Annotated in this window: 13 protein-coding genes; 3 read left to right on the forward strand and 10 right to left on the reverse strand. The window is 57.9% G+C overall.

Going from position 1 to position 13,206, the window contains the following annotated elements:
- Nucleotides 1-1,805: acyl-CoA dehydrogenase family protein (locus tag FB555_RS08385; protein ID WP_182485033.1), on the reverse strand; the 1,805-nt coding region annotated here is incomplete at its 3' end.
- A gap of 162 nt (nucleotides 1,806-1,967) precedes the next feature.
- On the opposite strand from FB555_RS08385, the gene FB555_RS08390 reads away from it, so the two are divergent.
- On the forward strand, nucleotides 1,968-2,924 hold the full coding sequence (locus FB555_RS08390; RefSeq protein ID WP_182485034.1) for an EamA family transporter: 957 nt from the start codon (nucleotides 1,968-1,970) through the stop codon (nucleotides 2,922-2,924).
- Nucleotides 2,925-2,940: 16 nt separating this feature from the next.
- Nucleotides 2,941-3,798, forward strand: coding sequence for a nitrilase-related carbon-nitrogen hydrolase (locus FB555_RS08395; protein WP_220475925.1), 858 nt, complete (start codon nucleotides 2,941-2,943; stop codon nucleotides 3,796-3,798).
- A 3-nt stretch (nucleotides 3,799-3,801) separates the two neighbouring features.
- Here FB555_RS08395 and FB555_RS08400 read toward each other — a convergent pair whose 3' ends face one another.
- The 6 genes from FB555_RS08400 to hisD all read right to left on the reverse strand — a co-directional run bounded on the left by FB555_RS08400 (nucleotide 3,802) and on the right by hisD (nucleotide 8,288).
- Nucleotides 3,802-4,182 (reverse strand): hypothetical protein, encoded by a 381-nt coding sequence (locus FB555_RS08400; protein WP_182485036.1) that lies wholly within the window; start codon nucleotides 4,180-4,182, stop codon nucleotides 3,802-3,804.
- Nucleotides 4,183-4,195: 13 nt separating this feature from the next.
- On the reverse strand, nucleotides 4,196-4,393 hold the full coding sequence (locus FB555_RS08405; protein WP_182485037.1) for a hypothetical protein: 198 nt from the start codon (nucleotides 4,391-4,393) through the stop codon (nucleotides 4,196-4,198).
- 179 nt (nucleotides 4,394-4,572) lie between these two features.
- Nucleotides 4,573-5,403: an amino acid ABC transporter ATP-binding protein gene (locus FB555_RS08410; RefSeq protein ID WP_182485038.1), complete on the reverse strand. Its 831-nt coding sequence runs from the start codon at nucleotides 5,401-5,403 to the stop codon at nucleotides 4,573-4,575.
- Nucleotides 5,396-6,049: an amino acid ABC transporter permease gene (locus FB555_RS08415; protein WP_182485039.1), complete on the reverse strand. Its 654-nt coding sequence runs from the start codon at nucleotides 6,047-6,049 to the stop codon at nucleotides 5,396-5,398. The genes FB555_RS08410 and FB555_RS08415 overlap by 8 nt, the downstream gene beginning before the upstream one ends.
- A gap of 84 nt (nucleotides 6,050-6,133) precedes the next feature.
- Nucleotides 6,134-6,925 (reverse strand): substrate-binding periplasmic protein, encoded by a 792-nt coding sequence (locus tag FB555_RS08420; RefSeq protein WP_182485040.1) that lies wholly within the window; start codon nucleotides 6,923-6,925, stop codon nucleotides 6,134-6,136.
- 43 nt (nucleotides 6,926-6,968) lie between these two features.
- Entirely contained in the window at nucleotides 6,969-8,288 is a 1,320-nt protein-coding gene (hisD, locus tag FB555_RS08425) for a histidinol dehydrogenase (RefSeq protein ID WP_182485041.1), read from the reverse strand.
- A gap of 72 nt (nucleotides 8,289-8,360) precedes the next feature.
- Between hisD and FB555_RS08430 the strand changes: the two genes are divergently transcribed.
- The gene (locus FB555_RS08430; RefSeq protein WP_182485042.1) at nucleotides 8,361-9,281 is read left to right on the forward strand and encodes a LysR family transcriptional regulator; all 921 of its coding nucleotides are present in this window, start codon (nucleotides 8,361-8,363) and stop codon (nucleotides 9,279-9,281) included.
- Here the strand turns inward: FB555_RS08430 and FB555_RS08435 are convergent.
- The 3 genes from FB555_RS08435 to mtnK all read right to left on the reverse strand — a co-directional run bounded on the left by FB555_RS08435 (nucleotide 9,278) and on the right by mtnK (nucleotide 13,199).
- Nucleotides 9,278-11,242 (reverse strand): bifunctional aldolase/short-chain dehydrogenase, encoded by a 1,965-nt coding sequence (locus tag FB555_RS08435; protein ID WP_220475926.1) that lies wholly within the window; start codon nucleotides 11,240-11,242, stop codon nucleotides 9,278-9,280. The genes FB555_RS08430 and FB555_RS08435 overlap by 4 nt on opposite strands.
- Before the next feature lie 116 nt (nucleotides 11,243-11,358).
- Nucleotides 11,359-12,003, reverse strand: coding sequence for a class II aldolase/adducin family protein (locus FB555_RS08440; RefSeq protein WP_182485044.1), 645 nt, complete (start codon nucleotides 12,001-12,003; stop codon nucleotides 11,359-11,361).
- The gene (mtnK, locus tag FB555_RS08445) at nucleotides 12,000-13,199 is read right to left on the reverse strand and encodes an S-methyl-5-thioribose kinase (protein ID WP_182485045.1); all 1,200 of its coding nucleotides are present in this window, start codon (nucleotides 13,197-13,199) and stop codon (nucleotides 12,000-12,002) included. Before mtnK ends, FB555_RS08440 begins: the two co-directional genes overlap by 4 nt.
- Nucleotides 13,200-13,206: the final 7 nt, after the last annotated feature.

A 13,206-nucleotide genomic window follows, 5' to 3' on the forward strand; every position in this document is an offset into this window, starting at 1 on the left:
CAGGCGAGGTTTTCTTCGATGAGGTGCAGGCCGAAGAGGTCGCGCAGCCACGTCATGACGTGGAGGGTCGGGGCATCCGTTATGCCGGCAAGACCATCGGTGAACGCTTCCCATTGGAGGAGCTGTCCGTGGGCGGTGGCCGCCTCGATGAGGTTGGACTGCTGCGCGTTGAAGGTCTCTTCCGTGGTGCCGTTCTTTTTGGCCGCACGAAGTTCCGCGCCAATGCTCGCCACGAGCGACTCGACGCGATCGGTGAGCAGCTCCCGCTGCGAGTCCGCATCGCGCACCTGCGTGACAGCGCGAGCCGTGGAACCACGGTCGTGCACGCGTTGACCTAGACGGCGCAGCCCGGAGGCGCTGACCGCATTGCCCGCTACTTGGTCGATGACGAGGCGCGCCATAGTGCTGGCGTCGGCTGAGGAGAACTTCTTACTCAGGTCAGTGAGAAGACGCTTGGCAACCAGTTGCAAGAGCACAGTGTTGTCGCCCTCAAAGGTGACATACACATCGAGATCGGCACGCAGGCCCGTGAGACGGTTTTCAGCCAAGAAGCCCTGACCGCCCGTTGCCTCCCGCGACTCCTGCAGGGTGTGCAGCGCATGCCACGTGGAGAGTGGCTTCAGCGCAGCGGCCAAGGTTTCGAGGTCTTGCCGGCTGGCATCCGTGTCATCGACACCACTGAACACGGCATCAAACTTCTCGAGCAACACCTCATGCGCAAACGTCTGCGCGTAGGTCGTCGCAATAAGAGGTATGAGACGGCGCTGGTGGCGCTGGTAATCGAGCAACACCTTCTCTTCGCCGCTGGGCCCCGAGAACTGCCGGCGCTGGTTGCCGTAGGTCACCGCAATCTGCAGAGCAACCTTCGACGCGTTGACACTGGCCCCATCGAGCGAGACGCGACCCTGCACGAGCGTGCCGAGCATCGTGAAGAAGCGACGCCCAGGGCTCTTAATATCGGAGGTGTACGTCCCGTCCTCGGCAACGTTTCCGTAGCGATTAAGCAGGTTGGTACGCGGGATGCGCACGTGATCGAAATGCAAACGCCCGTTGTCGATACCGTTCAGGCCGCCCTTGAGCCCGTCATCCTCACCGCCGATTCCGGCAAAGAACTCCCCCGCCTCATCGCGCAGCGGCACATAGAAGGCATGCACGCCATGGCTGATGCCGGCAGTGATCAGCTGGGCAAACACGACGGCAGCTTTGCCGTGCACCGCGGCATTGCCGAGGTAGTCCTTCCACGCTCCACGGAATGGGGTGTTGATGACAAATTCCTGCGTGACGGCATCGTAGGTGGCCGTTGTGCCGATCGAGGCAACGTCGGAGCCGTGACCGGTTTCGGTCATGGCGTACACGCCCGGGGTGGCCAGAGACAGGGCATCCGGAAGCCATGCGGCATGATGCTCGACCGTGCCCAAGTGCTGAATGGCGGATGCGAACAGCCCCCACTGCACGCCCGACTTAATCTGCATGGAGGGGTCAGCGACGACCAACTCTTCGAACGCGGCGAGGTGTCCGCCGTGATCGCTCAGGCCGCCAAAAGCGGGCGGGAAGGCACGATGAACCTGACCGTGCTCGACCAGAAGCTTCAATTGGCCCATCACGCGCTCGCGGTGATCCACTTTCGAAAGACCCGGCACATCCTGCATTTCGGGGCGACCAGACAGTGCGCGCGACTCGAGGCGAACATCCGCCCAACGCCCCATGATGTAACGCCCGAGCCATGCGGTATCGATGCTTGAATCGACAAACGACCCGCTCTTCTCGATCCCTGCAATTTCGATCTTCTCGACAGTAATCGTCATGGTCGTCCTCTTCCCTTGCAGCCAAATGTCCACTAGTCATCTGAGCGTATGTAACGAAACACACAAAGCGCTTCGTTGGTTGCCTACAACGGTTCCGGATGCCCCTCTCCCACCTTTGTGGGCAATGCACAGCAGTTCCCAGCACGCGCCTAGGCTGGAGGGATGTTGACCGTCATCCTAGGATTCTCCGGCGCCGTCGTCTTTGGCTCCGCAGACTTCCTCGGCGGTCTCGCCTCCAAGCGCCTCGGCTCGATGAAGGTGACGGCCCTGGCGGGGTTCGTCGGATTCTTGACCTTACTGCTCGCCTCCGTTTGGATTCCCGGAACCATGGATTCGGGGGCAATTTTTTGGGGCGTGCTGTCGGGCGTCAGCGGATCGGTCGCCATCATGCTGCTGTATGCGAGCCTCGCCATCGGGCCGATGAGCATCCTGTCGCCGCTGGGCGCCCTCGTTTCCGCGGTCGTTCCCGTGGCGTGGGCGGGCATTCGCGGTGAAGTACTCGGCCCCTTGGGTTACGTGGCGATTGCCATCGGATTCGTGGCCATCGTGTTGGTCGGATTCGTTCCGGACAAAATGGCGGTTCGCCCCAGCCTGCGCGGCCTCGCCATGGCCGCCGGTGCTGGAATCTTCATTGGCTTCTTTATCATTTGCATTGACCAGGTCAACCCCGATACCGGTCTCATCCCGCTCCTGGCTAACCGGGCCACGAGCTTCACCATCATGACGATGGCGATCGGCGTGATGGCCGCGCTCCATTGGACGCACCGTCGCGGCCTTTTGGGTCAGGGACGAATGGGGCGCGACGGGCCGGCCCGCGCGGACATTGCAGTAGGTGAAGCTGCTGTCGGCAAACCCGGTGCCACCAACCTCCGCTTCAATAACCTGCGTATCGGCCTGCTGCTCGCGATCGCATGTGGTGTCGTGGATGCCATCGGCAACGCCCTGCTTCTCTTCGGAATCCACATCGGAGATCTGAGCGTTATGTCGGTGCTGACGGCCATGTATCCGATTGGCACGATCATCTTGGCCGGCGTTATTCTCAAGGAACGCATCACGCCTCTGCAGCTCGTTGGCCTTGCCCTGGCCATCAGTGCCGCCGCATTGCTCGCTCTCAGCTAAACGTAGAATGGCTCTCATGAGAATCGCGGTCTGCCAAGTTTCTGCCCGTGTCGGTGAGCGCGCCAAGAATGGTGAGCGTCTTGAAGCTGTCATTCGCGAGGCGGCTAGTGGCGGAATTGAGGCCGCAGGCTCGGGCGGAGCCAATGTCATCGTTATCCCCGAACTTGCCAACACGGGCTACTCGTTCACCAGCCGCGAGGAGCTGGAAGAATTCGCCGAAATTGCGGAGCTCGCCGAAAGCTCCACGCTGACCGCCTGGCACCAGCTCGCGCGTGAGCTGGACATTGTTCTGGTCGGTGGATTTGCCGAGCGCGGGCTTGACGGGGACTTTTATAATTCATCCGCCATCGTGGATGCCACCGGGGTGCGCGCCGTGTACCGCAAGGCACACTTATGGGATGCCGAGAAGTTGATCTTCGCCCAGGGCAATGACCTACCGCCGGTGGTCGACACAGCGTTTGGCCGCATCGGTCTGATGATTTGTTACGACATCGAATTCCCCGAGTGGGTGCGCGAAGTCAGCCTGCGCGGGGCCGATCTCCTGTGCTGCCCCGTCAACTGGCCGCGAGCACTGCACCCCGCGAGTGAAAAACCATCGGAAGTGATCAAGGTTCAGGCACTGGCATCCATGAACCGCATCTTCATCGCCATCGCCGATCGAGCCCTGGCAGACCGTGGTCAAGAGTGGTCGGGGGCCAGCATCATCGTCGATCCCGACGGCTTCCCCCTTACGACGCTCGCGCCGGGCTCCGATAACATTTTTTACGCGGATGTTGACCTCACCCTCGCCCGCGACAAAGACATCAACGCCCACAACAACGTGCTGGCTGATCGCCGAACCGACCTGTACCAGCACATCGAGGGTTTGGTTTAACTCCTAGCTACTCACGAGCTGTTGCGCTCGTTGATGAGAAACTTTTAGCGCGCGACCGATTTCACGAACCGTCATTCCCGACGATTTCAAGAGGCGCGCTGCAATGCGGGATTCTTCTGCGGACTGGCTCCGGGCGATGGCAGCCTGCTCACGCAGCCGCTGGGCTTCCGCAAGGTGCCCAACGACCTCTGCGGGAAGTTGGATCTCAATGTGAATGTCAAAGGATGCCTCCAAAACATCGTTCATGCCAGCGATGAAGTCACGGCTCATTTCATCGACTTCATTGAGCGTGCGTGCCTGCGTTCCACCCTCAATTCCAGGAACCTGAATGAGCCAGAACTTGCCGTCGCGCTGAACATTTACGTCCCATGTTTTTCGACTCATCTTGGGTTCCTCTCTATTTATTAATGGCGGCGAGACATTGTTTGAGAATCACCTTGCAGAGATTTTCACCAATTTCACCGTGGCGAGGAACCATGACAACGACTCCATTTATAGCGAACTTGTCGTGCTTCGCGCCGCCGAGAAACTCAAAGCTAGCGTTGCCGGCTTTTGCCAGCTCAGCCATTCGGTTCTCTAAATCTCGCTTCTTCATGGTAACCGCCTAGTGAACCCTAGGCAACTCTGTCTAGAGTGGAATAGACTTTTTTCGCACAATGCGTGCCTTTCGCTCGACTTTGTCGAGTCTCCCACTGACCACTGACATTGACCGTCGTGAATGCAGTGAGCGCAGCGCCCTCAACCGAAACGTGGGGCGCGACCGTCCGCGGCAGACTAGCCGTTACTCGACCTGCTCAGCAGCGCCTTGGTCTTGGGATGACTGGGGTTCGTAAAGAGTGTCTCGGGGTCACCCGACTCGACGATGACGCCCTCGTCCATGACCACAATTCGGTCGGCGATCTCGCGGGCGAACTGCATCTCGTGCGTCACGATAACCATCGTTGTGCCACTGTGGGCGATCTTCTTAATGACCGCAAGCACCTCGCCCACGAGCTCAGGGTCGAGCGCCGACGTTGGTTCGTCGAACAGCATGACACTGGGGTCCATGGCGAGAGCTCGGGCAATGGCAACGCGTTGCTTTTGGCCGCCCGAGAGCTTTGAGGGGTACGTGTCAACTTTGTCGCCCAAGCCCACCATCTCGAGGGCAGGGATGGCTCGCTCGCGCGCCTGATCATGCGTCATGTGCTTGACCGCGCAAAGCGGTGCGACCACGTTGTTGAGGGCTGTCTTGTTGAGAAACAGGTTGAAGTGCTGGAAGACCATGCCGATGCTGGCCCGCTTGGCGGCCAAGGCTCGGGGCCGTTCGTCGACAAGGTCACCGTTCTTCTCCACAAAGCCAACCAACTCGCCATTGACCCAGATGCGCCCAGCGTCAATGCGTTCGAGCCGGTTGATGCATCGAAGCAGCGTGCTCTTTCCCGAGCCGCTCGAACCAAGGATCACGATGGTTTCGCCCGAGACTATGTCGAGGTCTACGCCTTTGAGAACTTCGACCGCGGTGTGAACCTTCTTGGTGCCCCGAAGACGCTGCCAGAGACTAGGTGACGTCGATAGGTGGAAGGTCTTGTGAACATCCTGAATGGAAATTGCCACCGAGTTACTCATGTGAACGCGCCTTCTTTTCGAGAATAACCACAAGGCGAGAAAGCGGGAGGCTAATCGAGAGATAGAGAATTGCCGCCGCCGTGTAGATCTCTGTGGTTTGAAATGTCTGACTGTTGATGCTGTTGGCTGTTTTCAAAATTTCCATGACCGCAATGACCGACGTGAGCGCCGTGTCTTTCACCATGGCGATGAAGTAGTTACCCAGGGGGCCGAGCGACACTGTGAAGGACTGGGGAATAACGATGCGCCACAGGGCCTTCACCGGCGTGTAGCCGAGGGAGAGTGCCGCCTCTGTCTGTCCCGATTCCACCGAAAGAATGGATGTTCGGAAGACTTCGGACAGGTACGCCGCGTAGTTCAGGCCCAGGCCCAAAATTCCAGCGGGGATGGGATCAATCGAAATGCCAATGGAGGGCAAGACGAAGTAGATGTAGACGAGCTGCACCAGCAGCGGGGTTCCGCGAAAGACTTCGACGTAAACAATCGCGATGCCGCGCACGATCCTATTACCCGACAACCGCGCCAATGCCAGAACCAGGCCACCGACCAGGGCCAGAATCATGGCACCGACGGCAAGCTGCAGCACGACGGGTGTCGCTCCGAGCAGCGCCGGGAAAACGCTCAATACTCCGTTGATGAAGTCCATTTGTACTTCCAATGTTTATGTCAAATAGCTCCACCACCGACGGATCTGCATTGGTGGTGGAGCTATCTGGGTGGTGCGGGGAAACTACTTAGATACGTTGTCCTCGGACAGACCGTACTTCTTCAAAATCTCGAGGTACTTACCCGAGGTCTTCAGCTCTGCCAAGCAGGTGTTCACGCCATCCAGGATGTCCGTGTCTTCCATGCGAACACCGGCACCAATAAGGCCGGGGAAGAAAGGCGTGTAGGGCGACACGAGCTTGACCTTGTCGTTTGGCTTCTGTACCAAACTGTAGGCCAGAACTGCGGCATCCGTGAACGCTGCATCAACCTGACCGTTTTCAACGGCAGCGATGATAGCGGCCTGCGAGTCAAAGAACTTGGTCTCGGATCCGCCCAGGGTTGCGATGAAGTCAGCGAAGACGGTACCGGTCTGTGCGCCGAGCACGAGGCCCTTGACGTCGTCGCGGGTCTTGACTGTGGATGCAGCGGGAACCAGAACACCTTCACCCTGGATGTACCAAGGCTCTGTGAAGTTGATTACTTCCTTGCGCTTATCGGTGATGTACATCGCGTCGACAATGATGTCGGCCTTCTTGGCCGTCAACGACGGGATCAACGTGGAGAAATCGGTGATGAATACTTTGGTGTCCCAGTTGTTGCATTTGGCGATTTCGAGCCACATCTCACCGTCGATGCCGGTCAGGTTGCCATCGGCATCCGTGAAGGAAAATGGTGCGTCATTGGATGTTGCAATCGTAATGAGGCGCTTGGCATCGGCCGCGGTCTCGGGAGCAGGGGCTGCGCAAGCGCTGAGTGCCAGAGCGGACGCGATGATGACGGGGAGCGTTTTCCACATCGTTGTGTTGATCTTCATGGTGGGTCCTTTCGGTTTGCTGTTGGTGATTCTTATGGGGGGGTTAGTTGTGAAACTCTTGGATGCGGATGTCCGCGGTGGCTTGGTGAGCGCTCATCCCTTCAAATTCAGAGATCGAGGAGACGTAGGGCGCAACCAGCGGTGTCGCTGCCTTAGTGAGTCGCTGGTACGTCAGTGGTTTGAGGAATCGTGCGACCGAGAGTCCTGCGGAAGACTTGGCCCCGCGCCCGGTGGGGAGGACATGGTTGGTGCCCGTCGATCCCTTGTCGGCATAGGCCACGGTCGACCACTTTCCAAGGAAGAGGGAACCGTAGTTGGTGAGGTTGTCGAAGTAGTAATCGTCTTCCTTCGTCAAAATCTCAAGGTGCTCGGGGGCCATCATGTTCATGAGCTCCACGGCCGTTTCACGCGAACCAGCAACGTAAATCGTACCAAAATCACGCCATGCCGGTCCCGCGATGTGTTTCGTGGACAAGCCCTCAAGCTGTCGCTCGATCTCTGTGAGCACGCTGGCCGCAAGTTCCGCCGATGTCGTAACAAGGCTGGCCGGCGAGAGGGGTCCGTGCTCGGCTTGGCCCAGGAGGTCCGCGGCTACCGTCACGGGATCAGCAGTTTCGTCGGCAATCACGGCAACTTCGGAGGGGCCCGCAAGCAAGTCAATGCCCACCCGACCAAAGAGCTGGCGCTTCGCTTCGGTAACGTACGCGTTTCCGGCACCCACCAGGATGTCTACGGGCTGCTCGCCCAGGAGTCCGAAGGCCATGGCTGCGAGCGCCTGAACGCCGCCGACAGCAAAAGCGTGGTCAACGCCCGAGAGATACGCGGAGTAGAGAACGGCAGGGTGACCGGCCGTGGGTGTCATGGGAGGCGTGCAGGCGATTGTGGTTCCGACGCCGGCAGCCTTTGCGACACCCACCGTCATGAAGGCACTGGCCAGAATAGGAAAGTTGCCGGCGGGAAGGTAGGCGCCCACGCGCGAAACGGGAATGTACTTCTGTCCCATCACAACGCCTGGGGTGAATTCTTTTTCAAAATCGACGAGATGGCTGCGCTGCTCGAGAGCGAATGCACGGGTGCGCTCGGCGCTCGCTTCGAGGGCTTCTCTCAGAAGAGGTGGCAAGTCGTCGCCTGTCTTGGCGAGGTCACTCTGAGACACCTCGATCTCTTTGCCTGCCCAGTGATCGAGCTTCTGGGAATAGTTGATGACGGCGTCGATGCCGCCGGCCTCAATCGTCGACAGCATCTCGGATACTGTCTCAATTACCTGCGGCAGACGTTGAGCCGGAACGCCGCCCACGCCGGGTGCCTTGAGTACGTGGAATGACCCAGAAATGAACTTTTTATCGACGTCGTTTATTTGCATGTTGTGAACCTACCTAGAAACTTCGTTATAGGACAAGCCGATGTTTACCTATAAAAGACATAGGATTTACCTATGACAATTGCACAGTTGCGCGCCTTTCTAGCCGCCATGGAATTGGGGACATTCACGGCCGCAGCCGAGAAACTAGAGACCAGCCAGGCGTCCATTTCGGAGCTCATCGCCCGGCTTGAGGACATCCTGGGAACACCGTTATTTACTCGCGGTGGCAGGAAACTTGTGCCCACACGAGCAGCTCTTGAACTCCGCCCCCATGCTCATGATGCCCTGGCCGCGTTAGAGGATGGCATGGAATCTGTGCGCGCCATGGGCTCTTTGCACGGCGGCGTTTCGACGTTTGGAGTCATGCGAAATGCGGGATATTACGACCTTGCCGATTTGGCACAAACGTTTCACGCCCGTTACCCAAAAGTTAAAATCAGACTCGTAGGGCTCAATTCTGGCTTTGTGGCCGAATCCATAGCCGCGGGCGAGATCGAATGTGGGCTTGTTATCTTGCCCGTGGCGGTCGAGGGTCTCGAGATCGAACCCCTCTTCAAAGACGAAGTCTTCTACGTTTCGACGACGCGACCGCGAAGTGCGGGCGACGTCACGATTGAAGAAATGTCTCAGGCGAACCTCATTCTCTATGACGCCCACACTGGCTGGAAGGACCCGACGCGCAAACAGATTCTCGACCGTGCCAAACTAGCCGGCGTTGTCATCGACCCTGCCATCGAGGTTGAGCACGTGGAAACGGCCATCAGTTTGGTTGCCTCGGGTGCTGGCGACTCGCTCGTCAGCCGGTCCATTATTGATACCCCGAGCTTTCCCCTCAATGTGCGCACCTTTAAGTTCGCCCCGCCTCTCTATGACACCATCGCGCTCGCCCAGCGAACCGACAGCATCATTTCGCCTGCGACGAAAAAGTTCGCGGAACTCGCGGCCAACAAACTTCTGAAGTATCAGAAGGCGCGCAACCTGATGGGCGGCTAAATTACCCTCTCGTTCCCACCGTCAATAGGCACGTTGGCCCCGGTCGTCGCGCGAAAAGTAGAGGAGCATAGTTCGGCAACAGCTTTGCCTACATCGGCACTCATTATCTCAAGGCCGAGAAGATTGCGACGTTTGTACTCCTGTTCCGTCACGCCATATTTTGCAGCGCGTTGAGCAACAAGCTCCGGGGTCCAGAGCGCAGTGTCAAACACAGCGTCAGGGTGAACGAGATTGACGCGAATTCCGTCCGGTGCCCATTCCAACGCCGCCACTCGAGCCAACTGGGCCGCGGCGGCTTTACTCGCCGAATACGCGGACGCTCCGGGACCAGGCGCCGCAACATTTTTTGTCGCAATCAGGACAACTCGACCCCCGCGTGGGGCCATCGCCAGGTAGGGGTGAAGCAACCCAAAGAGTCGTGCAACCGCAGTGGCGTTGACCTCAAAGCTCCTCAGCCAAGCGTTGTCTTCACGCGCAGAAATGGGCGCACTCTTGGCAAATATTCCCGCCGCAGGAACAGCTATATCAATTCCACCAAATCTACGGACTCCGTGATCAATCGCCGCAGTGAGCTGAGCTGCATCTGAGACATCCGCTTGGATGCCAAGCCAATTCGGGTTGTCAAAAGTCGCTTCTACGCTGTCGCTCAAGTCGAGACCTATCACTGCTGCTCCCTTATTGAGGAGGGCTTCAGCGCACGCACGACCAATCCCCGATGCCGCTCCTGTGACGAGCGCAACTTCTCCCTGAAAAGCCTTGGAGGCACCTCCCCGCCGAAGCTTTGCTTGCTCGAGTTCCCAGTATTCGACGTCAAAAATGTCGCCCGCGGGCAGTGCCTGGTACCCGGCCTGGCGTTCAGCGGCTTCAATGATGTCGATCGTGTGACGATAAATATCGGCTGCGATACTCACTTCGCCGGAGGATCCACCGAGAGTGACGAGTCCCCACTTCGGGTCAAGGACCACACGGGGGACTTGATCAAGTTGTTTTAATTCCTGCTCGCGCCGAGAGGAATTTTCTGTGAAGTAGGTTCCGTATTGAGCGGCGTACGCGGTCAAATCTCTACCGATAAGCGGCAGTCGCTTTGTGCGAATGACATGGTCGGGGGTTGCCGGGCCCTGTTGTGAGAGTTCACTAACATCTTCTCGGGCCGCGAAGGCGCGGGCGACAAGCGAAGTATCTTGGCGAACGATGAGCGGGTGGCCAGCCAGGTGACTTGCCTGCGCCCTGAATTTGGCGAAAGCAACCGAACCGTCTTCTTCGTCTCCCGCTTCTTGGGTTCCCTCGGCGGATTGTTCCGTCGCGGGGGAGGTTTCAAAGTTAGCTCGTTGTGTTGCCATCTCGATGAATTCGATGTGCCGTGAATACGCTTCTTCGGCCGTCTCTCCGAAGGTAAAGAGGCCGTGGTTCATGAGGACCATCCCCTCCGTACGGGCGGTAGAGAGTTTGGGCCAGAGTTCAGCTACCATTCTGGCCAAGTCAAAACCAGGCATGACATACGGCACGACGATCACGCGGTCACCGAACAATTCGTCAACGCTGCTTCGCCCATTTGGTTGGTTCATGACGGCAACCAGTGCGTCGGCGTGCGAATGAAGGACGACTCTCGCCGGGAGCATTGCATGCAAAAGCGATTCCACCGACGCGTCCGGTGCTGAAGAATCTAGGCTGGCCTGACGAAGCTCATTCATCATCTGCGTATCGGTCAGAGCACTTACCTTGAGAAGTTCAGCGAGGCGTGACCGCCGGAGGGGTGCAAAGCCCTGACGTTCGATCGATGCAAGGTCCCATCCGCTGCCCTTTACAAAAAGCACCTCCACACTCTCGCCGGTGACATCTTGAACGCGTCCTTTGATGGAGGTGTTACCACCGCCGTGCAAGACGAGGGCGGGGTCGGCACCGAGAATTCGAGATACGTGCACAATCTCGTCAAGCTCGTCCACGGGATTTCCGCCCGGCATGTCAGGTAAATTTATCCAGCGATTTTGCATGATGTTCCTCGAATCCGTTCGTAAAGGTGAATTTCATCGAATCGGCATGCGTGAGTTCACACGCCGGCCCGAAAACTGGGGGCTCCTCAGCCAGAGTGAACTGCAGTTGCTCGCAACGCAGGAGGGAATTCTGTCTCTTTGTCGCCGAGGACCAAGAAGTTATAGGTCATCCGAGCAGCCTGTTCCAAATTGTTTGCACGTCGAAAAGCATCATCGACGGTCGTGCCCAAAACTGAGCACCCGTGGTTCCCCAGTACCAAGCAGTCCGCGTGACGCATCGCATTTCCAGCCTCAGAAGCGAGCGCTTGGGAACCATTTGGGAAAAAGGGAATTCTTGCGATGGTCGGAATGTAGGCCACATGATCCAGCGTCATCTGCCGAATGGGAACTTCAAGCATGTCCAAGGCAACACACACCTCCGGGTGAAGGTGCATAATGACGTTCGCATCGGGCCTGACGCGGAAGACCTCGTGGTGAAGCCGCCATTCACTCGACGGCCGGATCGTTGTCAGCGCCACTCCGTCGGGGCTGAGGAGAGCGAAGCTTTCGCGCGTCAAACGGTTGAGGAAAGCGCCCGTTGCTGTCACAAGGACATTCCCCGACTCATGGAGCCGTGCAGAGAAGTTTCCCCCGCTGGCGATGGCGAGCCCCGCCTGAACACTGGCGGCTCCCGCGGCGCTCAATTCAGAAATCAAACCGTCCCACTCGGGACCAATTTCGAGAGAACTCACGCTGAGAACTTGTCGACGAGTTGCGAGAATTCTTGATGGTAATCTTCAAAACTTCGGCCAGATCGCGACAATAGCCATGAGCGCCCAAGAGTCATCATGACGTTGACCGCGTGAACGTATTCGGTCTCACCCAGAGTTTCAATGTCACTCACTTTTGCCAAACCTATGACACGGCGCGCAGCCTCGCAACCGGCGAAACCCCACGAGTCATCAAGGATATCGGCGAGCCAAGACTCCAGGAAATCATCGGAATATTCTTCTGGTTTTTGCCGATTCGGCCAGTCACTCCGCAATTGCTGTTCAAATGCCAACCATGATTTTTCAATCTCAGCGACCAGAGAATTCGCCCGTTCCGTTTCTCCTAGCGCTGCCGCCCGCGAGGCAGCCGCGAGAATATTGCCCCACAGCAAGCCCATGTCAAAACCAATGGGGCCGTAGAAAGCGAACTCCGAATCAAACGCCTTGACAGAAAACTCTTCGTGTCCGCTTTCCCCGCGCGCAAACATGCTGCCCGTGTGGAGGTCACCGTGAATCAAAGCTTCTTGAACGCTGAGGAACCGCCGTTTCATGCGCATGACCGCAGTGGTCCACGTTTCGTCGGTTCGCATCGAAGAGATAACTGAATCGACAGAAGGGCGCACGCTATTGCGAGGACCTCCAAAGTAGGGCTCTGTGAAGATCAGTTCTTCTGAAATCAGACACAATTCCGTATTGACTGTTGCCCCAGCCTGCAAGCGGAAGCCTTCTTCTTTTAGAGAAAGCCAAGAGGTCCCAAAGAGCACACGGGCAATCAGAACGCCCATCGGCTGAAATATTCCGGCGTGAGAGCCTCCGCGGTTCAAACGAGAGCGCACGACCTCGTGATCTGTAAGGTCCTCCAGTGCCAGAATGTGGCAATCTTCGTTATATTCCAGGAGCCCGCACACGAGATTGGGCGCTAATCCTCCGTAGACGGACAGCGAATGAGCTTCCCGCCCCGCCCGATCCTCTGTCATAGGCCATGCGGGGCCGACTAAGCGGACGTAAGGAAGTGACTGTTTCAAAATCACGGCACGGCCCGACGTGTCGCGGCAAATGAAGACCAAGTTGAGATTGCCGTCGCCGACTTCTTCAGCAGTCATGCCCTCGAGATCAATCGACCCCGCCAAAGCCGGACGGCTCAGAATGTACTGCGCGACCGTTTCTCGAGTAAGCATCGTGCCG

Source organism: Alpinimonas psychrophila, assembly GCF_014137865.1.
Taxonomy (GTDB): domain Bacteria; phylum Actinomycetota; class Actinomycetes; order Actinomycetales; family Microbacteriaceae; genus Alpinimonas; species Alpinimonas psychrophila.

Bases quoted from the DNA above. Each gene is read 5' to 3' on its own strand.
- FB555_RS08390 (WP_182485034.1), top strand. From the start codon at position 1,968: ATGTTGACCGTCATCCTAGGATTCTCCGGCGCCGTCGTCTTTGGCTCC.
- FB555_RS08395 (WP_220475925.1), top strand. From the start codon at position 2,941: ATGAGAATCGCGGTCTGCCAAGTTTCTGCCCGTGTCGGTGAGCGCGCC.
- FB555_RS08400 (WP_182485036.1), bottom strand. From the start codon at position 4,182: ATGAGTCGAAAAACATGGGACGTAAATGTTCAGCGCGACGGCAAGTTC.
- FB555_RS08405 (WP_182485037.1), bottom strand. From the start codon at position 4,393: ATGAAGAAGCGAGATTTAGAGAACCGAATGGCTGAGCTGGCAAAAGCC.
- FB555_RS08410 (WP_182485038.1), bottom strand. From the start codon at position 5,403: ATGAGTAACTCGGTGGCAATTTCCATTCAGGATGTTCACAAGACCTTC.
- FB555_RS08415 (WP_182485039.1), bottom strand. From the start codon at position 6,049: ATGGACTTCATCAACGGAGTATTGAGCGTTTTCCCGGCGCTGCTCGGA.
- FB555_RS08420 (WP_182485040.1), bottom strand. From the start codon at position 6,925: ATGAAGATCAACACAACGATGTGGAAAACGCTCCCCGTCATCATCGCG.
- hisD (WP_182485041.1), bottom strand. From the start codon at position 8,288: ATGCAAATAAACGACGTCGATAAAAAGTTCATTTCTGGGTCATTCCAC.
- FB555_RS08430 (WP_182485042.1), top strand. From the start codon at position 8,361: ATGACAATTGCACAGTTGCGCGCCTTTCTAGCCGCCATGGAATTGGGG.
- FB555_RS08435 (WP_220475926.1), bottom strand. From the start codon at position 11,242: ATGCCGGGCGGAAATCCCGTGGACGAGCTTGACGAGATTGTGCACGTA.
- mtnK (WP_182485045.1), bottom strand. From the start codon at position 13,199: ATGCTTACTCGAGAAACGGTCGCGCAGTACATTCTGAGCCGTCCGGCT.